Source organism: Litoribacterium kuwaitense (assembly GCF_011058155.1).
Classification (GTDB): domain Bacteria; phylum Bacillota; class Bacilli; order Bacillales; family DSM-28697; genus Litoribacterium; species Litoribacterium kuwaitense.
On the sequence record NZ_JAALFC010000001.1, the window covers coordinates 25067 to 47004 of the forward strand.

General features: G+C 44.0%; 22 protein-coding genes and 1 other RNA gene. 20 read left to right on the forward strand and 3 right to left on the reverse strand.

Annotated features, from left to right (window positions below; all coding sequences use genetic code 11):
• The first annotated feature begins 48 nt into the window (after window positions 1-48).
• Window positions 49-234: non-coding RNA, 6S RNA (gene ssrS, locus G4V62_RS00120), on the forward strand.
• Between the two features lie 411 nt (window positions 235-645).
• Here the strand turns inward: ssrS and G4V62_RS00125 are convergent.
• Both G4V62_RS00125 and G4V62_RS00130 read right to left on the reverse strand, forming a co-directional pair.
• Window positions 646-1305, reverse strand: a complete 660-nt coding sequence (locus tag G4V62_RS00125) for an RsfA family transcriptional regulator (protein ID WP_165198764.1) — start codon at window positions 1303-1305, stop codon at window positions 646-648.
• Between the two features lie 63 nt (window positions 1306-1368).
• Window positions 1369-2694 carry an AAA family ATPase gene (locus G4V62_RS00130; RefSeq protein ID WP_165198765.1) on the reverse strand — a complete coding sequence of 442 codons (1326 nt, stop codon included), beginning with the start codon at window positions 2692-2694 and terminating at the stop codon, window positions 1369-1371.
• A 205-nt stretch (window positions 2695-2899) separates the two neighbouring features.
• Here G4V62_RS00130 and G4V62_RS00135 point away from each other — a divergent pair, with 205 nt between their 5' ends.
• The 18 genes from G4V62_RS00135 (at window position 2900) to G4V62_RS00215 (ending at window position 19428) form a co-directional block, all read left to right on the forward strand.
• Window positions 2900-3571 (forward strand): YczE/YyaS/YitT family protein, encoded by a 672-nt coding sequence (locus G4V62_RS00135; RefSeq protein ID WP_165198766.1) that lies wholly within the window; start codon window positions 2900-2902, stop codon window positions 3569-3571.
• On the forward strand, window positions 3516-3935 hold the full coding sequence (gene cymR, locus G4V62_RS00140) for a cysteine metabolism transcriptional regulator CymR (RefSeq protein WP_165198767.1): 420 nt from the start codon (window positions 3516-3518) through the stop codon (window positions 3933-3935). Before G4V62_RS00135 ends, cymR begins: the two co-directional genes overlap by 56 nt.
• 20 nt (window positions 3936-3955) lie before the next feature.
• On the forward strand, window positions 3956-5089 hold the full coding sequence (locus G4V62_RS00145) for a cysteine desulfurase family protein (protein WP_165198768.1): 1134 nt from the start codon (window positions 3956-3958) through the stop codon (window positions 5087-5089).
• 17 nt (window positions 5090-5106) lie between these two features.
• Window positions 5107-6207, forward strand: a complete 1101-nt coding sequence (gene mnmA, locus G4V62_RS00150) for a tRNA 2-thiouridine(34) synthase MnmA (RefSeq protein WP_165198769.1) — start codon at window positions 5107-5109, stop codon at window positions 6205-6207.
• 91 nt (window positions 6208-6298) lie between these two features.
• Window positions 6299-6601, forward strand: a complete 303-nt coding sequence (locus G4V62_RS20755) for a tetratricopeptide repeat protein (protein ID WP_376768236.1) — start codon at window positions 6299-6301, stop codon at window positions 6599-6601.
• Complete coding sequence (locus tag G4V62_RS00155; protein WP_376768237.1) at window positions 6490-6960, forward strand: tetratricopeptide repeat protein; 471 nt, start codon at window positions 6490-6492, stop codon at window positions 6958-6960. Before G4V62_RS20755 ends, G4V62_RS00155 begins: the two co-directional genes overlap by 112 nt.
• Before the next feature lie 20 nt (window positions 6961-6980).
• Window positions 6981-9311, forward strand: coding sequence for an SF1B family DNA helicase RecD2 (gene recD2, locus G4V62_RS00160; protein ID WP_165198770.1), 2331 nt, complete (start codon window positions 6981-6983; stop codon window positions 9309-9311).
• 127 nt (window positions 9312-9438) lie between these two features.
• Window positions 9439-9645: a YrzR-like zinc ribbon domain gene (locus G4V62_RS00165; RefSeq protein ID WP_312855409.1), complete on the forward strand. Its 207-nt coding sequence runs from the start codon at window positions 9439-9441 to the stop codon at window positions 9643-9645.
• Window positions 9642-9797 (forward strand): hypothetical protein, encoded by a 156-nt coding sequence (locus G4V62_RS00170; RefSeq protein ID WP_165198772.1) that lies wholly within the window; start codon window positions 9642-9644, stop codon window positions 9795-9797. Before G4V62_RS00165 ends, G4V62_RS00170 begins: the two co-directional genes overlap by 4 nt.
• A gap of 80 nt (window positions 9798-9877) precedes the next feature.
• The gene (locus G4V62_RS00175) at window positions 9878-10930 is read left to right on the forward strand and encodes an AI-2E family transporter (protein WP_165198773.1); all 1053 of its coding nucleotides are present in this window, start codon (window positions 9878-9880) and stop codon (window positions 10928-10930) included.
• Between the two features lie 307 nt (window positions 10931-11237).
• Complete coding sequence (alaS, locus tag G4V62_RS00180) at window positions 11238-13883, forward strand: alanine--tRNA ligase (RefSeq protein ID WP_165198774.1); 2646 nt, start codon at window positions 11238-11240, stop codon at window positions 13881-13883.
• 51 nt (window positions 13884-13934) lie between these two features.
• Window positions 13935-14207 carry an IreB family regulatory phosphoprotein gene (locus G4V62_RS00185; RefSeq protein ID WP_165198775.1) on the forward strand — a complete coding sequence of 91 codons (273 nt, stop codon included), beginning with the start codon at window positions 13935-13937 and terminating at the stop codon, window positions 14205-14207.
• Window positions 14204-14650, forward strand: a complete 447-nt coding sequence (gene ruvX / locus G4V62_RS00190; RefSeq protein ID WP_165198776.1) for a Holliday junction resolvase RuvX — start codon at window positions 14204-14206, stop codon at window positions 14648-14650. Before G4V62_RS00185 ends, ruvX begins: the two co-directional genes overlap by 4 nt.
• The gene (locus tag G4V62_RS00195; protein WP_165198777.1) at window positions 14643-14936 is read left to right on the forward strand and encodes a DUF1292 domain-containing protein; all 294 of its coding nucleotides are present in this window, start codon (window positions 14643-14645) and stop codon (window positions 14934-14936) included. The genes ruvX and G4V62_RS00195 overlap by 8 nt, the downstream gene beginning before the upstream one ends.
• Window positions 14937-15023: 87 nt before the next feature.
• Entirely contained in the window at window positions 15024-16175 is a 1152-nt protein-coding gene (gene mltG, locus G4V62_RS00200; protein ID WP_165198778.1) for an endolytic transglycosylase MltG, read from the forward strand.
• A gap of 37 nt (window positions 16176-16212) precedes the next feature.
• The gene (gene greA / locus G4V62_RS00205) at window positions 16213-16686 is read left to right on the forward strand and encodes a transcription elongation factor GreA (RefSeq protein ID WP_165198779.1); all 474 of its coding nucleotides are present in this window, start codon (window positions 16213-16215) and stop codon (window positions 16684-16686) included.
• A 100-nt stretch (window positions 16687-16786) separates the two neighbouring features.
• Entirely contained in the window at window positions 16787-18535 is a 1749-nt protein-coding gene (locus G4V62_RS20480) for a penicillin-binding transpeptidase domain-containing protein (protein ID WP_165198780.1), read from the forward strand.
• Window positions 18536-18603: 68 nt separating this feature from the next.
• A complete protein-coding gene (locus G4V62_RS00215; protein ID WP_165198781.1) occupies window positions 18604-19428 on the forward strand; it encodes a YrrS family protein in 825 nt (274 codons plus the stop codon).
• Between the two features lie 720 nt (window positions 19429-20148).
• Here G4V62_RS00215 and G4V62_RS00220 read toward each other — a convergent pair.
• Window positions 20149-20295, reverse strand: coding sequence for a hypothetical protein (locus tag G4V62_RS00220; protein WP_165198782.1), 147 nt, complete (start codon window positions 20293-20295; stop codon window positions 20149-20151).
• Window positions 20296-20395: 100 nt separating this feature from the next.
• Here G4V62_RS00220 and G4V62_RS00225 point away from each other — a divergent pair, with 100 nt between their 5' ends.
• Window positions 20396-21934 (forward strand): recombinase family protein, encoded by a 1539-nt coding sequence (locus tag G4V62_RS00225; RefSeq protein WP_165198783.1) that lies wholly within the window; start codon window positions 20396-20398, stop codon window positions 21932-21934.
• Window positions 21935-21938: the final 4 nt, after the last annotated feature.

The window sequence follows — 21938 nt, forward strand, 5'->3', positions numbered from 1 at the left end:
ATAACGGTTGTGTTTTATCGCTGTTTATGATATTCTAACGTTACAATAAAAGTCCTGAAGTGCTCGTAATTCCTTATAACGTTTTGACCGAACAATTGTGTAATAGGGAGCTCTCGTTTCCCATCTGCCTGCAAGCCTCAACAAAACGAGGAAGCAATACATGGTGGGAACAGAGCACCCCCCCTGTGATGAACGGGTTCAAAACAACAGGAAGACGGCACCGTTGGGACTTTTTTTATGTTTTTTTATTTTAAACCGTCTGTCACGTGATCTTTATCGTGTGCCGAATTATTTTTGACTTAAATGAAGACTATAAAACATCTACTTAGTGGCATTATCATTCATATAATAAGTCATGTTTGAGCAGCACCAAATAAAAAAACACAGGCCGAGAAAAAACGTTTCTCTAGTCTGTGTTTTTTGTGCGGAAATTGTCAAAAAGATGCCTACTGCTTTCTATTTTCTGTTGCGCCTTGCTTCAGAGAAGCTAGTTGATCAAAGCAAAAGTTTCAAAGTGCTAGAAGAGTAGTAGGTAGATATAGATTTCGCAAAAACTAAACCAGTGTGTTCCGATTGAATATCGTTTCACACTGGCAGTATCGTCTTTTCGGCTTGCTTGATGGATAAGACCAACAGGCAATGCTCTTATTTTGCGATCTGTGTAAAATTTCCATCCTCATCCATTTGGTAACTGCCGGGAGAAGGTGCTTGATCTAAGCGGGTCATGCGACGAGCGCGCTCCATCATCTGCACGAACGATTGATAATCCTCTTGAATGCTTTGATAGTCTTCGTGTAGCGCAGAATACCTTTGAGCGAGAGCCTCTTTTTCTTTGTTTACTTTATCTAAGTTTTGCTTGAGCTGTTCATTTTCAGCGCGTACTGAGCTGTCGAGAGCTGTATTTTCGTTAAGCTTAGACAGAAATTGAATGACATCTGTTAATGATAGCTCACTATAGTCAGCGAAAGTTACGGTGTCGTTTAATTCCTCAGGTTGACTCTCTGTATGTTGTTGAACAGGTGGAATCGTCTGGTCAGCTTTGACTGAAGAAGGCATCTCGGCTTGGGCCATCGCTTTTTTATATTCTTTTCGTTGCTTTTTAGCGAGTTGGATGGCTTGGTTATATTTATTGCGGATTTCGGCATTCCAGCGAAAGCCGCACGCCGCAGACGTTCTATTTAGAGCATCTCCGACCTCATCAAACGCTTTTAACTGTGTACTTCCTTCGCGAATGTGTCTGAGCACCGTTTCAGCTAACAACAAATCCTCATCATGGCTCCATGCATCTTGTCTAACCTTAACCACGATTGATCACTCCTAGTTTATTAGATTTCTACTAGTGATCATTATGACCGGATTTTGTTTGCCTTATACCCGCTTGTTGCGCTCCTGAAAATAATCGATTCGTTTTTGGATCGTTTTTTCGTAGCCACGTTCGGTAGGTTTGTAGAATGTGCGCTTCACAAGATGGTCTGGCAAATATTGTTGCGGGACATAGCCGCCTTCATAATCGTGAGGATATTTATAACCCTCACCTTTTCCTAATACTTTTGCCGACGCTGAGTGCGTATCACGTAAATGAATAGGGACGGCGCCGCTTTTTTCTTTTTCAACGGTGCGTAGTGCTTGATCGATTCCAGAAATTACGCTGTTACTTTTCGGCGCGGTCGCTAAATACATCGCCGCTTCAGCAAGCGGAATACGTCCTTCCGGCATGCCGATATGCTCAAGCGCATGTGCAGCGGAGGTGGTTACTAAAAGTGCGTTCGGATCTGCCAAACCAATATCTTCAGCTGCATGCACCATTAAACGCCGTGCAATAAATCGAGGATCCTCCCCAGCGTATATCATTTTTGCGAGCCAGTACAACGTCGCATCGACGTCAGAGCCGCGAATGCTTTTAATAAATGCCGAGATGACATCATAATGCTCGTCGCCATTTTTATCATAGTGAACCATTCGTCTCTGGATCGATTCTTCGGCGATGTCTAGCGAAATATAGATCACCCCGTCGTCCTGAGGCATCGTTGTCACGACAGCAAGCTCTAAAGCATTTAGTGCGGTACGGGCGTCACCGTTAGACACATCGACAAGATGCTTCGTCGCCAGCTCATCCATTTTGATACTTTGCTTACCAAAGCCGCGCTCCTCGTCGCTTAACGCCTGATGAAGTAAATGAGCGACTTCTTCGTCGGTTAGCGGACGAAATTCAAACAGCCGTGAACGAGAGAGGAGGGCACGATTAATTTCAAACATCGGATTTTCAGTCGTTGCGCCAATTAAAATAATAGTGCCATCTTCCACATACGGCAGCAATGCGTCTTGTTGGCTTTTATTAAAACGATGAATCTCATCAATAAATAAAATGGTTCGTTGCTCTTCAAAGTCGAGTGTTGCCTTAGCGCGCTCGGTCACCTCTCTAATGTCTTTAACACCTGATGTTACTGCATTCAACTGTTTAAAAACTGCGGAGGTCCTTTCAGCAATGACGCGGGCTAAGGTTGTTTTTCCGGTGCCGGGTGGTCCATAATAAATCATTGGTGTAAGCTGATCTGCTTCAATAGCTCTTCTTAAAAGCTTGCCTTCTCCAATAATGTGCGATTGGCCAACAAACTCGTCGATCGTTCTAGGGCGCATTCGCGAGGCAAGAGGAACGCCTTGACGTCGACCTTCTGTGGCGCTGAACAAATCCATTTTAATCTTCCTTTCTCTTAAGACAATCGTTCGTAACGGCAAGGTTTCTCCAATGAAAAACGACGCTAGATGCGCCAACGATTAGAGGGAAATGCTATAATATATGGAATGAGCTGATGTGATGCATGCATTGGTAATTCATTTCATGATATAATGTGCACGGTTTTTCATCAAGGTGCATGAACGGAAGGAGTAGCGATGATCCTTGAAACGTTTCATTCGTTTTCTTGCTTTTATATTAGGAATGGGAACGCTCGCCTTTGGTATTGCTTTAATGATCATTGCTGAGCTAGGAAGTGCACCATGGGATGTACTCCATATTGGGCTTTATAAGCAGTTTGGTCTAACGATCGGGACGTGGTCCATTATCGTTGGCTTCTTTATTTTAATGGTTTCGGCGCTTCTTTCAAAAGCCTGGCCAAAATTAGGTGCCTACTTGAATATGCTGTTGGTCGGCATATTTATTGATTTTTTCTTATGGCTTCCTTGGCTAAATACCCCAGAAAGCTTACCAGGACAATGGATGATGCTCATCGCGGGAGTTTTAATTATGGGCTGGGGTATGGGGATTTACATTTCGGCAGATTATGGCGCCGGTCCAAGAGATTCACTAATGCTCGCGCTTAGTGAACGGAGCCATTGGGGTGTCGGCAAAATAAGAAGTGCCATGGAAGTCGGAGTACTAGCCGTAGGCTGGTTTTTAGGCGGCCCTGTATTTTGGGGTACCTTGCTTGTTACTTTTGGAATCGGAATTGTTGTAGGTCAAACGATTCCTTTATGCCGAAAAGCGATGAATTATTTGGTAGACAGGAGAGATTTGCGTGAAAATATCAACCAAGGGAAGATACGGGCTAACCATTATGATCGCGTTGGCTAAAAAACCAGGGGAAGGTCCTACATCATTAAAATCGATTGCTCAGGAGCATCGTTTGTCTGAGCACTACCTTGAGCAATTGATTGCACCATTACGGAATGCAGGGCTTGTGAAAAGCATTCGTGGTGCGTACGGAGGGTACATGCTTGCAAAGGATGCCGCAGAAATCACGTCAGGTGACATTATTCGCGTCCTTGAAGGGCCGATTCAGCTTGTTGAAGTGCTTGAAGACGAGGAACCAGCGAAGCGGGATCTGTGGATCCGAATTCGTGATGCGGTAAAGGATGTACTTGATCATACAACCTTGGAAGATTTGGCAAACTACGATAGTAATTCTGAGCAAGAGCCGTATATGTTTTACATTTAAAATTTTTGAAAGGGTGGCCTATGATGCCAATATACCTTGATCATGCTTCGACAACACCCGTGCATCCAGAGGTAGCCACCGCTATGCAGGAAGCGATGCTGAACTTTACCGCCAATCCGTCCAGTACTCATTCATTTGGCAGAGCGGCGAAACAAAAGCTGGAAAGTGTCCGCCGGGCGTGCGCTGCGTCCATTGGGGCAAACCATAAACAAATTGTGTTTACGAGTGGCGGTACAGAAGCTGACAATTTAGCTATTTTTGGAGCAGCGGCAGCGCAAGAAAAGAAAGGTCGGCATTTAATTACGACAGCGATTGAACACCACGCGGTTTTGCGATCATTTGCGGCTTTAGAGGCTGAGGGGTGGGAGGTCACTTATATACGCCCCGATAGCAATGGCTTCGTATCCGCTCATCAAGTGTTAGCGGCTGTAAGGCCGGATACCGTTCTCGTTTCAATGATGTTGGCGAACAACGAGACAGGTATGATGCAGCCGATTCCTGACATCGCTCAAGGTCTTTTAAATCATGAGGCGTTACTCCATACAGATGCAGTTCAAGCATATACACTGCTGCCAATTGATGTCGAAGCTTTAGGCGTTGACTTGATGAGCGTATCAGCGCATAAAATTAACGGACCTGGCGGCGTAGGCTTTTTATATGTTAAAGAGCCGATGAACATACAGCCTCGTATGTTTGGTGGCTATCAAGAGAGAAAGCACCGCGCTGGCACAGAAAATATGCCCGGTCTTTGTGGGTTGCAAAAGGCTGTTGAGCTTGCGACCAAAGAAGATAAACTGAGTAAGCTAGCGGTTTTAAAGGAAGGTTTTCTTGAGGCTTTGAAAGCTGAAGGTATCCATTTTGAGATTAATGGAGATTTAGCAAACAGTCTTCCTTCAATCTCTAACCTTTATTTTCCAGGAGTCCGCAGCGATCAGCTCTTGATGAATCTTGATTTAGAAGGAGTTGCTGCATCAAGTGGTTCTGCGTGCACGGCAGGTACGTTTGAGCCGTCCCATGTGTTAATGGCGATGTATCCAGAGAATCCAGAGCGTGCATCGCAGTCGATTCGTTTTAGCTTTGGACATATGATGATGCAAGAAGAAATCCAACGTGCGGCACAAATCACAGCTAGGATCATTCGTACACGATTTTAGTAAAAGGAGGGAAACGTATGACGAAAAAAAGAGTGGTCGTCGGCATGTCTGGTGGCGTCGATTCTTCGGTCGCAGCCCTTTTACTGCAGCAGCAAGGTTATGATGTTGTCGGTTTATTTATGAAAAATTGGGATGATACCGATGAGTCAGGGGTATGCACGGCAACGGAAGACTTTGAAGATGTTGCGAGTGTGGCGTCCGATTTAGGAATCCCGTATTATGCAGTTAATTTTGAAAAAGAGTATTGGGATCGGGTATTTATGTATTTTCTTGATGAATACAAAGCAGGCCGAACGCCGAATCCCGACGTTGTCTGTAATAAAGAGATCAAGTTTAAAGCATTTCTCGACCATGCGTTAACTCTTGGTGCCGACTATATCGCTACAGGTCACTACGCGCAAACGACTGTTGAGGACGGGCAAGTGTTGCTTAAAAAAGGGATCGATGAGAACAAAGATCAGACTTATTTTCTGCACCAGCTTAGCTCAGATCAGTTGTCGCGGGCGATGTTTCCGCTTGGAGGTATGCAAAAACAAGACGTGCGAAAGATTGCCCACGAGGCTCACTTATCGACAGCGACGAAGAAAGATTCCACGGGTATCTGCTTTATAGGAGAACGTAATTTCAAAGAGTTTCTCCAGAATTACTTGCCCGCCCAGCCAGGTTCTATGGTGACCTTGGACGGAGAGGTTAAAGGGACCCATGAAGGTTTAATGTATTATACGATTGGTCAGCGCAGAGGCTTAGGCATCGGCGGGGCAGGAGACCGCTGGTTTGTCGTAGGAAAAAATGTGGAAAAGAATGAGCTGTATGTCGAGCAAGGTGATGATCATGAAGCTTTATACTCTACGAGCATCGAAGTCAGTGGTGTGAACTGGATTATTGAACCGCCAGCTAAGGAATTTCAGTGTATGGCGAAATTTAGGTATCGGCAACCAGATACCCCGGTCACGGTTAAAGTTGAGGCGGATGGGAAGGCATCTGTTGCCTTTGCTGAAGCACAAAGAGCCGTTACTCCCGGACAGTCCGCGGTGTTTTATAAGGATGATGTTTGTCTTGGCGGCGGAACGATCGACCATGTGTTTAACCAAGGGACATTACTTTCACACGTAGGCTGACAGGCATATCATAACGATTGTCTGCCAGCCTGCTTTTTAAATATACGTCATACATAAAATAATAATATCAAAGCGAAGGAGTGAATGGTCAATGGCCAAAGATTATAACGAGGAAGGCATTGATTTTTTAAATAATGGAGAGCTTGAAAAAGCTGCCGAAGCGTTTAACGCTGCAATTGAAACATCGCCTAGAGACCCTGTCGGATACGTGAATTTTGGAAACTTACTACAATCTGTTGGTGAGACTGACAAAGCACTCCGTTTTTTGACAAAGCGATTGAATTGGATTCCACTGCGGGTGCTGCCTATTATGGGAAGGGTATTGGTTTTTACGAAGCGGAGCGGTACCAAGAGGCTTCTCAACAATTTAAGCAAGCGCTTGACGCACAGCTGAACAATGGTGATGTTTATTTTATGCTTGGCTCAAGCCTTTATTTTATGGATCAGCCAAGGCTTGCGCTTCCTTATTTGCAGCAGGCGGTTGAGTTAAATGAAGAAGATACGGAAGCACGTTTTCAAATGGCCTTGGCACTTGCAAAAACGGAAGCTATTTCAGAAGCACTTGCTCATTTAGAACAAGTTGTTGAACAAGAACCGGATCATGCGGATGCTTGGTACAACATTGGCGTTGCCCACGTCACAGGCGCTCGACTAGAAGAAGCGAGAAAGGCGTTTGAGAAAACCGTTCAGGTACAGGATGATCACGTGCTGGCAAAACATGCGTTAGCAGCGATGAATACCGCTTCAGAATAAAGCATCAAGGAGGTGGGGAAATGGCTGACAGTCATGAACAAGAGCGAAAATATATTCAAGGAACGCTCGACACATTGATTTACCATAATGAAACGTCGATGTACTCCGTAGTGAAAATGAATGTGAAGACAAGCAATGAGGAAATGCCGGACAATTCGGATGTCGCGGTCGTTACAGGTTACTTTCCCCAGCTCCTTGAGGATGAAACGGTGACATTTTTTGGCCATTTTCATCAGCATCCTCGATTTGGCTGGCAATATCAGGCGCATTCGTATCAAAAAGAGATGCCAACGACTGAGCAAGGTCTCATTCATTATTTATCTAGCGATTTATTCGCAGGAATCGGTGAAAAAACGGCTGAAAAAATCGTTGCCAAACTAGGCTTGAACACCATTCATCGTATTTTAAATGAGGACGATGCACTTACAAATATCCAAGGATTATCGGCACAAAAAGCGTCTGTGCTTAAAGAGGGGCTTCGTCAGCATCGGGGGATGGAGCATATTTTAGCCTCCTTAGCTGAATATGGCTTTGGACCTCAGCTGTCGATGAAAATATATCAAGCCTATCAAGATGAAACGATGGACATGGTGCAAAGACAGCCTTATCAGCTTATGTACGATATTGAAGGGATCGGTTTCCATAGAGCGGATGAATTGGCCAAGCATATCGGCATTGAAGACAATGCCCCAGAACGTCTCCAAGCAGCTTGCTTATATACGTTGCAGGAGGCCTCGCAAAGTGACGGTCACACGTATTTATTTGAGCATCAACTCATCGAACAAATGAATCGCCTATTACGGCAACAGATTCCAGAGGTGTCGCAATGTATTCAGACGCTCGTCGCTGCTAAAAAGATGATTCAAGAGGATGATCGGCTCTATTTAGCTCCTGTTTATTATGCTGAGCAAGGGGTACGGAATCATCTCGTTCGTTTACAAGCGGACCACGAAGATGATGTCGTCGAGTCAGCTGCTTTTTATAAAGCACTTGGCGCCGTTGAGGAAAAGCGTGACATCCAATATGCTGCAAAACAACGTGATGCGGTTGAGACAGCATTAACGACGAAAGCGATGATTTTAACAGGCGGACCTGGAACCGGAAAAACGACCGTTATTCAAGGGATTGTCGAAGTGTTTGCAACAATGGAAGACCTGTCTTTAGACCCAACCGATTATAAAAAAGACGAGCCGTTCCCCATTTTACTAGCTGCACCGACCGGAAGAGCAGCGAAGCGAATGGGCGAGTCGACAGGGCTGCCAGCAATGACAATTCACCGTTTACTAGGATGGGATGGCGAGGGTGGATTTACAAAAAATGAGGAAAACCCTGTAGATGGTTCATTGTTAATTATCGATGAGGTGTCGATGCTCGATGTCTATTTGGCAAATCAACTCCTCAAGGCCTTGCCCGATCATATGAAGGTGATTTTCGTTGGTGATGAAGACCAGTTACCTTCAGTTGGCCCAGGACAGGTGTTAAAAGATCTCATTGATGCAAATGCGCTACCGGTCATTCGTTTAACGGATATATACCGTCAAGCAGAGTCATCAACGATTGTGCAGCTGGCTCACCAACTAAAGAAAGGTCATGTTTCCGATGAGATATTAAAGCCTACGAAAGACCGACGCTTTTTTGCGTGTCCGCCGACGCAACTCACGGATGTCATTGTTCAAGTGTGTGAAAGTGCTATAAAAAAAGGGTATACACCTCACGATATACAAGTGCTTGTGCCCATGTATAAAGGCCCAGCCGGCATTGATGCGATCAATGCTCGCTTACAAATGTCATTCAACCCTCCAAATGAGCAAAAACGTGAGGTTTCGCATCGGGGAGGCGTTCTGAGAACAGGGGATAAGGTGCTTCAGCTCGTCAATCGACCAGAAGATCAAGTGTTCAATGGCGATATCGGAGAGATTGTTGCAATTTTTAAAGCGAAAGAAACCGCAGATCGTCAGGAACAGATTGTCGTGGAGTTTGATGAAATTGAAGTCATCTATACGAAGCAAGAGCTTGCGCAACTAACGTTGTCGTATTGCTGTAGCGTGCATAAGTCACAGGGCAGTGAATACCCGATCGTTGTCGTTCCTGTTTCCTTCGCTTACCGTCGGATGCTTAAGCGTAAGCTACTATATACCGCGATTACGCGCAGTCAAGAATATTTGATTCTATGTGGACAATTTGACGCTTTTAAAAACGCGATTTCAGATGACCATGAAGACGGCCGGCAAACGAGCCTTGCCCTATGCTTTGAGCGTTCTAAAACGCCGGATGAAGCGTTTGTTCTCCAGTCTGTTGATGAGCCAGGAATGGAACATATTTCACCGTATGATTTTATGGAAAAAGCTTAACCTATGAATGTTCGGTAATCACCGGGCATTTTTCTTATTTCACTCAGTTTATGGTGAAGACCGTATAGTCAATTTAAAATTTGGGCAGAAATGGACGTACAACTTCCTGTATGTAGAAAGGGTGAGGATTGTGCGCTGCCCAAATTGTAGTTCAAAAGATATTGGCAAAATCGGTGTACATCAATATTACTGTTGGGGTTGCTTTATCGAATTAACGGTAAGTCAACAAAAAATGAATGTTCATCAAGTGGAAGAAGACGGCACCCTCAGCACGTTGGATGATTTATTTACCGAAAGTCAACTATCCCTTGATGACAGTAAGGAGACATCATGAGAACAACGATCTCTGCTGTGGCTGCCGGAGTAGGTGCAGCCATGCTATCTGGTATTTTCTTTCGAAGAGAGAGAAAGCCGGCTCTTGCTTCTTGGTTTGGACCGGCAAAGCAAAAGAAATGGAAGAAGCAAATGCGCCAGTGGATGAAGTAATCAACACGATGCAGCCGATTCTTCTCCTGCCAGAAACGGTAGGTGAGGATCGGTTTTGCGTATGAAAGGACGTATGTGTTTTGGGACAATCGTTAACTTGGCTCGTCCGATTAACAAATACGCTGCTCGTTGCGTCCGTATTGTTTATTTTATGGCGTCTGTCCGAAGTGTGGGTTCCTTATGTCATCAAGACTGGCAAGGTACTCATTCCGTTTTTGATTGCGCTTGTCATTACATACTTGCTTCATCCGTTGATTGAATTTTTACGGCGCGCAGGTGTGTCAAGAACATTATCTGTAGCAAGCATTTATCTTCTGTTTTTTAGCGTCGCGGGCTATGCCATTTATCGTGGTCTTCCTTATGTCTTTCAGCAAGTCGAAGATTTTACAGAACAAATCCCTATGTTAACAAAAACGTACCGTGAGCTGATCTCACTTGTGATTGATCATACGGAGCATTACCCGGTTGAAGTGCAGCAACGCCTTTGGTCCATTATTTCTTGGGGAGAAGAATGGGCAAGTTCTTTTTTAGAATCGATCCTTTCAAGTGCGCAACGTCATCTAGGTGACATTTTTCTATTTTTCATGGTCCCTTTTATCGTCTTTTACTTGTTGAAAGATTATCCCAAATGTAAAGAAGCTATGCTTACTTTAATTCCGAAACGATGGAGAAAAGAAGGAATCGATTTTCTAAAGGACGTTAATCTTTCGCTTGGAAGCTATATTCGTGGACAGCTCATTGTGTGTGGTGCTGTAGGTATATTGGCATCGATCGGTTTTTGGCTTATACAACTGCAGTTTCCAATCATATTAGGATTGGCAGCAGCAATCACCAATTTGATTCCATACGTAGGCCCGTTCATTGGCGCGGTGCCAGCTCTCGGTGTCGCCATGATGGATTCTGGAACGCAGGCGTTGCTTGCTATAGCTGTTATTTTTGGAATCCAAGTCGTAGAAAGCAATATTTTATCACCGCTCGTTGTTGGAAAAAGCCTTCATATGCATCCGGTCGTCATTATTTTTGTCCTGCTCTTAGCTGGCGAATGGTTTGGCTTGCTTGGCATGGTTTTTGCAATCCCTGTAGCTGCAATCGTCCGAATCATTTATAACCATGCGCGGGATTCATGGGCGTAATTGACAAATACGGTGGAATTGACTATAATATCCGCAGATTATAGCGCTATAGCGTGTTGATTTGCCCTGAGCGAAGTCCTGCAATACCACTAGGGCATTTCAGGCTGCAAATCGACGAAGGAGATGCTTTAAGCTCGGCAGCACTCTCGTTCCAAAGGAATGAAAGTGTTTTTTATTTTTCGTCTGATTTGATGCAAAATTTTCCATGTTTTTTGCACAAGGCGAGCTAAATAATCGATTGTAGGCATCGCAAAGCCCTATAGCGAGCGTCTTCATTATCCGGCAGGGAAAGGGTTGTTGTAAATCAATGAAGTGGCTATATTCATATCAAGTCAGGCAAATGTTTCTAGATTTTTTTAAAGAAAAAGGACATCAAGTGGAACCGAGCGCGTCTTTAATACCGCAAGACGATCCGACATTGTTATGGATCAACTCCGGTGTTGCAACGTTAAAGCCTTATTTTGATGGACGTGTGATTCCTGATAATCCACGAATTGTCAATGCACAGAAATCGATCCGGACGAACGATATTGAAAATGTCGGGAAAACAGCGCGGCATCATACGTTCTTTGAAATGCTTGGTAATTTTTCCATCGGTGATTATTTTAAAAAAGAAGCCATTCATTGGGCATGGGAGTTTCTGACGAGTGACAAGTGGATCGGCTTTGATGCAGATAAGCTAGCGGTGACCATTCATCCAGAAGACGATGAAGCTTTTACGATCTGGCATGAAGAGGTTGGACTGCCTGAAGAAAAGATTATTCGTCTAAAAGAAAACTTTTGGGACATTGGTGAAGGGCCAAGTGGACCAAATACAGAAATCTTTTATGACCGCGGAGAATCATTTGGAAATGACCCAGATGATCCTGAATTATTTCCTGGTGGCGAAAACGAGCGCTATCTAGAAATATGGAATCTCGTATTTTCCCAATTTAATCATAATCCAGATGATACATATACACCTCTCCCGAAAAAGAACATTGATACAGGGATGGGCTTAGAAAGAATGGTCAGCGTAATTCAAGAAGCAAAAACAAATTATGACACAGATTTATTTTTACCGATTATTCAATTCACGGAATCACTCGTTGATGTTTCATACGGAAAAGACGCGACGACGGACACAGCCTTTAAAGTAGTGGCTGACCATATTCGTACAGTTGTGTTTGCAATTAGTGACGGCGCACTTCCGTCGAACGAAGGACGCGGTTATGTACTTAGACGCCTGCTTAGACGTGCCGTCCGCTTCGCGAAAGATATCGGCTTAGAAGAACCGTTTATGTACAAGCTTGTTCCAGTAGTCGCGGAAATTATGGCAGAATTTTATCCTAAACTCCATAAGAATACGGATTTTATTAAGCAAGTCGTAAAAACAGAAGAAGAGCGTTTTCATGCGACATTGACTGAGGGCTTGCGCATCCTGCAGCAAAAATTAAATGATGCTAAGGAAAATGGGGCATCCTCACTCTCAGGGGAAGATGCATTCGTTCTATATGACACTTATGGCTTTCCAATTGAGCTCACTGATGAATATGCTCAAGAAGCAGGGCTAGGCGTTGATCACAATGGCTTTGAAGAAGAAATGAGCAAGCAAAAAGAGCGTGCGCGAACAGCTCGCGAGGATGCAAGCTCGATGCAAGTTCAAGGAGGCGCACTCAGTCAGCTTGAGACGCCGTCTCACTTCGTAGGCTATACAAACAAGCATACGAAAGCGACCATTACCGCTTTGGTAGAGCAGAATGAGATCATTGAAGCAGCTTCAGAAGGACAAGACGTTGTCGTCGTACTTGACGAAACACCATTTTATGCAGAGAGTGGTGGTCAAGTCGCTGACCAAGGATACATTGAGGCAGAAGAAGGCCGCTTTTTTGTCAAAGACGTCAAAAAAGGGCCAAATGGACAACACATTCATTACGGTATTGTAGAAGAAGGCACATTGCGTCAAGGTGCCACAGTACAAGCTGTGATTGATGAGAAGGCAAGGAATCGTACGGTTAAAAATCATACGGCGACACACTTGCTTCATCAAGCGTTAAAGGATGTCCTTGGAACACATGTCAATCAAGCAGGTTCACTCGTATCACCAGGTCGTCTCCGCTTTGACTTTTCTCATTTTAATGCCATTTCTGCGGCGGAACTAAAACAAATCGAACAGATTGTCAATGAGCATATTTGGCAGGCTGAAGACGTCATTATTGAAGAAATGGATTTGGAAGCAGCTCGTCAAAAAGGCGCAATGGCTTTGTTTGGTGAGAAGTATGGAGATATTGTCCGCGTCGTTTCTGCTGGCGATTACTCCATTGAGCTTTGTGGCGGTTGTCACGTGACCAACACGTCTGAAATTGGCTTGTTTATGATTGAGTCAGAGTCTGGAATTGGTGCGGGCATTCGTCGCGTCGAGGCGTTAACTGGACAGGCGGCATTTGAGCGCCTCATGCAGGAAAATGAGAAAGTCAACGCGGTTGCACGTGTTTTGAAAACGAATCCGTCCAATGTCGTTGAACGAGCAGAAGGATTAATCGAAGACATTCGCGCTTTAGAACGTGAGAATGAATCACTTAAGGGAAAGCTAAGTGCTCTTGAGAGCGGGGAGTTGACGGATCAGGTTGCAGACGTCGAAGGTGTTCAAGTGCTTGCAGTGAAGGTAGAGAATATAGATATGGATGGATTACGTCAACGTGTCGATCAACTAAAGCAAAAGCTAGGCTCAGCGGTCATTGTTCTAGGAAGTGCAACTGGAGACAAAGTGCATATCGTCTCTGGAGTGACAAAGGATTTAGTCAGCAAAGGCCTTCATGCAGGAAACTTAGTTAAAGATGTGGCCAGTCAGTGTGGCGGCGGTGGCGGCGGTCGTCCTGATATGGCTCAAGCTGGAGGGAAACAGCCTGAGAAATTACAGTCGGCACTTGAATCCGTCCCAGCAACTGTTCGACATACTTTACAGAAAGCTTGAGATGTGTAAAACTGGGAAAAACGAGCTAGCGTATAGGAGCGTGGTATACCCATGAGTTCCGATAAAACGATGAAGTTTAATTTTCAAGAGGAACCTCTAGATGCTGAAGTACGTGAAGTGCTTTTGTCCGTCTACGAATCATTACAGGAAAAAGGCTATCAGCCAATCAACCAAATTGTAGGCTACCTTTTATCCGGAGATCCAGCTTATATCCCAAGACATAAAGATGCCCGAAACCTTATTCGTAAATTGGAAAGAGATGAGTTTATTGAGGCTCTCGTTAAGTTCTATCTAGATCAACATAAGGACGATTCGAGTTCATGAGGTGGCTAGGCTTAGATGTTGGTACTAAAACAATTGGTGTGGCCGTGTCCGATGAACTCGGATTCACGGCCCAAGGTGTAGAAACCATACCTTCTGGAGATGAACAGCCTAATGTCAGCATCAAGCGTTTAAAAGAATTAATTGAACTGTATCAACCGAGTCAGATTATCGTCGGCGACCCTAAAAATATGAACGGCAGTACAGGGCCGAGAGCAGAATCCATTCATCGGTTTGCGGAGCGCATCGAGCGAAAAACTGGACTGCCTGTTGTTTTATGGGACGAACGATTAACGACTGTATCTGCAGAACAAACATTGATCTCTGCTGATGTTAGTCGCAAAAAACGAAAACAAGTGATTGATAAAATAGCGGCAGTCTTTATTTTACAGTCTTATTTGGATGCTCATCCACAAAAAATTAGCGGAGGTGGAACAGATGAGTGAAGATAAAAAGGAACGAATTATTATCCCTGATGAATCAGGCGAGGAACATTTGTTTGATGTTCTCTTTACGTTTGATGTTGATGAAAAAGATGCCTCTTATATCGTAGTGACGCCAACAGAACAGCAGCAAGGTGATAACGAAGATGTCGAGGTATTTGCTTTTCGATATGAAGAGACTGGTGATGAACCAGAAGATTTTTCCCTATTTCCAATTGAGTCTGATGAGGAATGGGAAGTCGTTGAAGAGATGTTAAATACGTATGCAGACGGAGAGTTGGATCAGTGACGCATGTGAACATATCTGTATTAAGCCCCGTTTGACAATCGTCTGTTGCATCGATAGGCGAGGGCAGGCGAAAGGAGAACGCCATCCATGGATGAATCCACCATGAACCACAAAAAGGATTTAAAACAAAGGCGAATAAAAGAAGCAGGAACGGTGAGAAAGATCGTTTCTGTTTTATTCGCTATTTTCATCATTGGGGTCGTTTGCCTCGTAATCGGCGGTTATGTATACATTAAGTCGTCTTTGACGGCTGTTGCGCCGGAAAGCGATGAAATTATCGATGTGTCCATTCCTATTGGATCGACCGCTGGAAGTATTGGTCATATATTGGAAGATAATGGTTTGATTAAAGACGCTACTGTGTTTAAATATTATGTCAGATATAAAAATGAGCAAGGTTTTCAAGCTGGCGACTATCAGTTGAGTCCTTCGATGAATGTTGAAGGAATTATTTCGCAGTTAAAAACAGGGACGGTTATTCAAGAGCCTGAATTCAAAATGACGGTTCCTGAAGGCTATACAGTCATACAAATTGCAGAGATTATGTCCAAGCACGTCGATCATTCACCAGAAGACATTATCCAAGTGATGGATGATCCAGAAACCGTGAAATATTTACAGGAAAAATACCCACAAGTGTTGCCCGATGATATTTTTGCTGAAGATGTAAAGCATCCGTTAGAAGGCTATTTGTACCCAGCAACGTATTCTTTCTATGAATCAACACCAACTGTTGAAGCGATGCTGGAAAAAATGGTTAGTCAAACGCACAAGGTCGTGAGTCGCTTTCAACCTCATGATGAATACAGCTTGCATGAATGGCTGACATTTGCTTCTTTAGTTGAAAAAGAGGCGACCGCAAAAGTAGATCGTCATAAAATCGCGGGTGTCTTTCAAAATCGATTAGATACAGGGATGCCTTTGCAGACAGACCCGACCGTTTTATATGCGTTAGAGCGTCACCAAGTTCGGATTTATCTTGACGATCTCGCTGTAGAATCACCGTACAATACGTATCAAAATCAAGGATTACCGCCTGGTCCAATTTCAAACGCTGGGATGTCCTCACTAGAAGCTGCGATGAACCCAGAGGAAACGGACAGCTTTTACTTTTATGCACGACCAAATGGGGAAGTACTGTTCTCAGAAACCCTTAATGAGCATAATACAATAAAAAACCAATACCAATCTGAATGGGAAGCCGTACAGGAGAACCAATCCTCTGCTGGTGCCCAATAAAGAGAGATATGGATTGATATGAAGGAGTGTAGGCACGATGGCTGAAGAGAAGCAATTTTATATGACATTAGAAGGTAAGGAAAAGCTTGAGAATGAGCTTGAGCACTTAAAAACAGAAAAACGTAAAGAAGTCGTCGAACGTATTAAGGTTGCGCGTGATTTTGGAGACCTCTCCGAGAACTCTGAATATGATGCAGCGAAGGACGAACAAGCATTTGTTGAAGCGCGTATCGCTACGATTGAAAATATGTTGCGAAATGCTGTGATCATTGAAGAAGACAATAATTCTGATACGGTGACGATGGGGAAAACAGTCACTTTTAAAGAGCTGCCAGATGGAGACGAAGAAAGTTATACGATCGTCGGAAGCGCAGAAGCAGACCCTTTTGAAGGTAAGATTTCAAATGACTCTCCGATGGCAAAGAGTTTAATCGGAAAGCATTTAAATGAAGAAATCAGTGTACAAACACCTGGTGGGGAAATCGCAGTTAAAATCATTGATATTAAATAACAAGAAATGAAAGGCGTATCTCTGAGAAACGAGATACGCTTTTTGTGACTGAAAAGACAAAGACTGGGCGAGACTGGTTAAAAGAAAGGGGGGAGCGAATGTGCATCAACGGTTGCGCATCATCGCCGTTGCTTTCTTAGGCATCCTCATTCTTTTAAGTGGTCGTCTTCTCGATATTCAGCTCATTCGTACAACACAGTTTTCAAAACATGACGTTAATTTACTTGAAGCGAGTGTAGCGCAACGTACGCAATCTGTAGTTTTACATGATGGGAGAGGGGATTTTATTGATCGGCATGGACAACCTCTTGGTTTTAACCGACAAGCGATTCTGATTTTTCCATCTTTACAGCAGTCAAATGAACAAATTCTTCAGCTCAGTGAATGGCTTTCCATGGAGAAAAGCGACATCGTCTCCCAGCTTGAAGATCATCAGCTGCCATTTTTATTGAAAAATAACAATGAAGTCGTGACGGTTGATTCGCAAACAACATTACCCTTGTCGATGGCAAGTTCAGGCAGTGTGTTAATGGTTTCAGCGCCTCCCGAAAGACCGAGACAGATCGCCCAGCACGTTATTGGGATCACTGGTGAAAATGAAGCATTGCTGAAACAAAGGTACGAAGATGAATATGGCGCTGACATAAAAAAAGGAACAGATACCGGATTAACCGGCTTGGAAAAAGCACTCGATCCACTTTTAATCTCTCGAGGCCAAGAACAGCTTCTTTACCATGAAGACTTATTAGGGCGTCCTATGTTTGGTTCTGATATGAAATACATTGGTGAAGGCAATTCGTTTTATCCCTTGCGTGCAAAACTTACAATTGACGGGGTTATACAGCGAAATGCTGAGCAGTTCGTGCGACAGGCTGGGATTCAAAAAGGAGGTATTGTTCTATTAGATGTACAAACAAATGACCTTTTAGCTATGGTTAGTGTGCCCGCTATTGACCAAGCACAACCTATGCAAGGCGGGGGTGCTGTCAACTATATGGTGCAGACTGCCTTTCCTGGCTCAACGTTTAAAATCGTTACCGCTGCTCTTGCCATTGACCAATACGCTCAGCTGAACCAGAGACGTTTTAATTGCAATCAAAATGTATACGGGGAGCAGGGAGCCCAACGTCAACTCGGCCAACTGACATTTAAGCAAAGTTTTGCCCAAAGCTGTAATGTCACTTTTGCGACCTTATTGCAAGAAATGATGGAAACAAATGAAGACATTCTTTATCAGTACGCAGAACAGCTTGGTCTTACCAATCGAGCAGGTTGGGTCGGCGATATTTATCGCCTGGAAAACGTTGCTCATTTTCCCGAGGAAGGTGCACCGATCATCTGGGGGAATGAGACAGATAAGCGAGTGAAAAAAGCGATCGCTCAAACAGCCATTGGACAGAAAAACGTTCGCACTACACCGCTTCAAGTCGCGAATATGATGGCATCTATTGCCCGGCAAGGTCCTGTCTATCGCGTGCGTTCTGTAGAAGAGATACAGTATAAGAATGAACAGCTGTTTTTCCCATTTTCTCGTCAAAAAATATCTGGCGGTCTTTCCCCTTATACGTATCGTGTACTGCAAGAGCTCTTAGAAGCAGTCGTTGACGAAGGCACAGGTCAAGCATTTGCAAATATTAAAGGTGGCGTTGCAGGTAAAAGCGGTACAGCAGAGACCGGGCAAGAAGGTCTAGTGCACAAATGGTTTGCCGGCTATTTTCCGCGCAAAAACCCAACCTATGCTCTTGTCGCTGTTTCACTAGATACGAATGAGGGGGACCCATCTGCCTACGATGCTTTCCAAATGCTAGCGACCCACCTCATGGGTGAAGATGGAAGTAGACAGCAATAAATCTATATTCAGCAACGAAAAAATGATAGAATAAACAAAAGATGGTTGTAAGGGAGAAGGAGGATATTATGCCTAAATATGATGGGCCTCGTTTTGAACGAAAACGTAAAAAAAGGACAGCGAATCGCATTTTAAATGGTTTGATTGGCTTTGTCTGCGTGCTGATCTTGTTTTTCGCTATAATTACACTTTGGCCTGGTTTGGGTGGGGACACTGCGGCCCCAACAGAAGGAAATTCAAGCGGCGGCGAACAAGAAAACGCGCCATCCTCAGAAGATCAAGTGACTGACGAGCCTGATGTAAATATAGAAGATGAAGCTCCTATGGACCAAGATGAAGATTCTACGCTTGATCAAGACAATTCTGTGGAAAGGCAAAACCCTGATACGAACGCGAGCGAAACAGATCGTGACCGTGATGCAACAGAGGGGAATACGGGTCGTGTAGAAAACGATGAAGCTTCTGACGAACGTCCTTCTAGAGATGATGTACGCGAAGAAGATACAGACGAAGAAGATACAGACAAAGAAGAAGGAAACGATGAAGTTGAGCCGCTTGATCCTAATACAAGTGATGATCCAAATGTTATTGAAGTCATGGAAGGTCCATGGGGCCCTGTAGGAACATCACAAACAGGAGAGCACCTTACCGACTTTGATGAATCGTCTGTTGACGGCCAGGAGCGTATGGAAGTCATTTCTCTTGCCACAGGCCTTGCTGAAGATGACATGATTCTTTGGTGGAACGGAAACTACAATGGTAATACAAATCAAGTTGTTGCAACAGTAAGCCCAAGTGACCAGTCCGCTTTTTTCCGCCTTTATATGCAATGGGTTCCTGATAAAGGATGGCAAGTGTCTGAGATGCAACGTTTAAAAGAAAATGATCAATAAAACATAGAATCCTCGCTTTAGGAATAGAATGAATAGAGGTTCTCCATTGGAAAGTGCTTGTCAGCTAAGGCACAAAGGCAGGCTAAAATGTTAAATAAAATTTCAGTTTATAAGAGGGCTCGCGATCCAATGGTCTGAGCCCTTTTTGTTAAGTAAGCATAGAATTTGAGAATGTACACAAAATCTAACATGGATTGTGTACATTCTTTTTAATAGGCAGCTTAAATGTTTCCGAAGTTCTGTTCATAAACGGCAAACGGGATTTCTTGTTCATGAATCTCATTCGCGCGCTCTTCTGCTACGGCATTAGTTTTGTTTATGTTTAGGTATGGACAAGGGTTTGAAAACTGATTGGTCTGGTGATAGGTCAAGTGAGTTGACCAATGAGACCATTTCATAGATCGGCGCTTGCCCCTTTTTACCTTTTTCATAACGAATTAAATTGTGCTCAATAAGCTTTTTCGGGCATCGATGACACCCTCTGTTTTGAAAGGTTCGTTAACTGCTCCACTAGAGCATTACGCGCGTTAAATCTACTCTTCCAGCCAGTCATATTGTTTATGGACATTAACGTATACCACAACACAATTGCACTGGTGAGCATTTCGCATACCGAACGTACATTCCACATTTAAAAAACACTGTCTTAATCCCTGAACGAATCAACTATAAATAAGGTATACACCCCTCTCCCATAAAAAAACGACCTACGTAAATAGGTCATGAAGAATCGGATGACTGATTCCTTCTGATCAGAATCAAGCGCACGGCTTCTTTGATCTCCTCCTCTGCTTTATGCATTGTTTCTTTATCATTTTTTTCTGGGGCGTGGATGCGGATGACTGATTCATTGACGTGTATAACCATGTCCTCACCTCACTAATGCATATGCTGGTATTGGGTGAGGACGAACCATTTTTATTTTTCATACGTATATCAAGTAACTTCAATTCAATGAGGTGGCAGCATGGAACGAATTGCAATGTATTTACGGAAATCCCGTGAAGATGTGGAGATGGAACGTGAAGGTGAAGACACCCTTTCCATTCACCGGACGCGGTTGTTTAAGTTGGCCAAAGAACGGTCGCTTAATATCGTTAAAGTGTACGAAGAGGTTGTTTCCGGTGACACGATTATTCACCGGCCGCAGATGATTCAGCTGTTAAAGGATGTGGAGGATCGTCAATATGATGGCGTGCTGTGTATTGATATGCAGCGTTTAGGCAGAGGGAATATGAAGGATCAAGGAATTATCTTAGAGACCTTCAAAGAATCGAACACGAAAATCATCACCGTCAACAAGACGTACGATCTGAATGATGAGTTCGACGAAGATTACAGTGAATTCGAGACTTTCATGGGACGACGCGAATATAAGATGATCACCCGGAGAATGCAAAGTGGCCGAACAGCGAGCATTGATCAAGGGAACTATCTCGGTACGTACGCTCCTTACGGTTATGACATTTGGAACAGAGGTCGGAAAGATCGGACATTGAAGCCCCACCCTACCGAAGCTGAGGTTCTAAAACGTATCTTCAAGTGGTACACTCATCCCGATCCAGAAATGCGCATTGGTGCGGCAGAAATTTGTAACCGGCTGAATGCTGAAGGTATTCCTTCAAAGCGTGGCGTTATGTGGGAGCCTTCCATGGTTCGTGGGATCCTGTCTAATCCTATATACACTGGCAAAGTTACCTGGCAAAAAAAGAAATACAAACGGCTGCCTGATGGTAGAAATGTTGTTAAGAAACAAAAGGACTACATGACAGCTGAAGGAAAACACGAGGCGTTGATCGATGAAGAGACCTTTGCGCTCGTTCGCAAATATGCTTCTCAATGGTCCCATGTTGTTCAGAAGCATAGAAAAGGATTAACGAATCCTCTTGCCGGCATTGTCAAATGCGGACATTGCGGACGATCGATGACACGGCGGCCTCATAAAACCCAGCCAACGCAGCTCCTCTGTCTTCACCAGAAGCACTGTGGAAGTAAGTCGTCTCAGCTACATTTAGTCGAGGGACGTATGCTTCAAGGTTTACGTGCGTGGATGAAGGATTACAGTGTCGAGGTTGGTGAAGTGAAACCGACAGACGATACTGAGGTTGTCAAACAATCGCTCGCTGCGGCAGAAAAGGAACTGGAAGAGCTTCGTAAACAGCAAGACAATCTCTACACTTTCCTGGAACGTGGCATTTACGATGAGGATACCTTTCTCGAGCGTCAGGCAAAGGTGGCCGATCGGATTTCGCGAACTGAACGTAGAATAACAGATTCTAAGCAAGAAATTAGAGACCTCCACCGAAGGAATGAAGCAAAGAACAACATCATTCCGCAAATTCAAAACGTCCTCGATGCTTATCACATGACCGACAACGTATATGAAAAAAACAACCTTCTGAAGGCGGTTTTAAATAAGGCCGTTTATAAAAAGGAAAAAGGCTGGTCTAAGGAAAGGTTCGACTTGGATTTGTTTCCTAAAATCGGGTCTCTTGACGATGTATAAACCC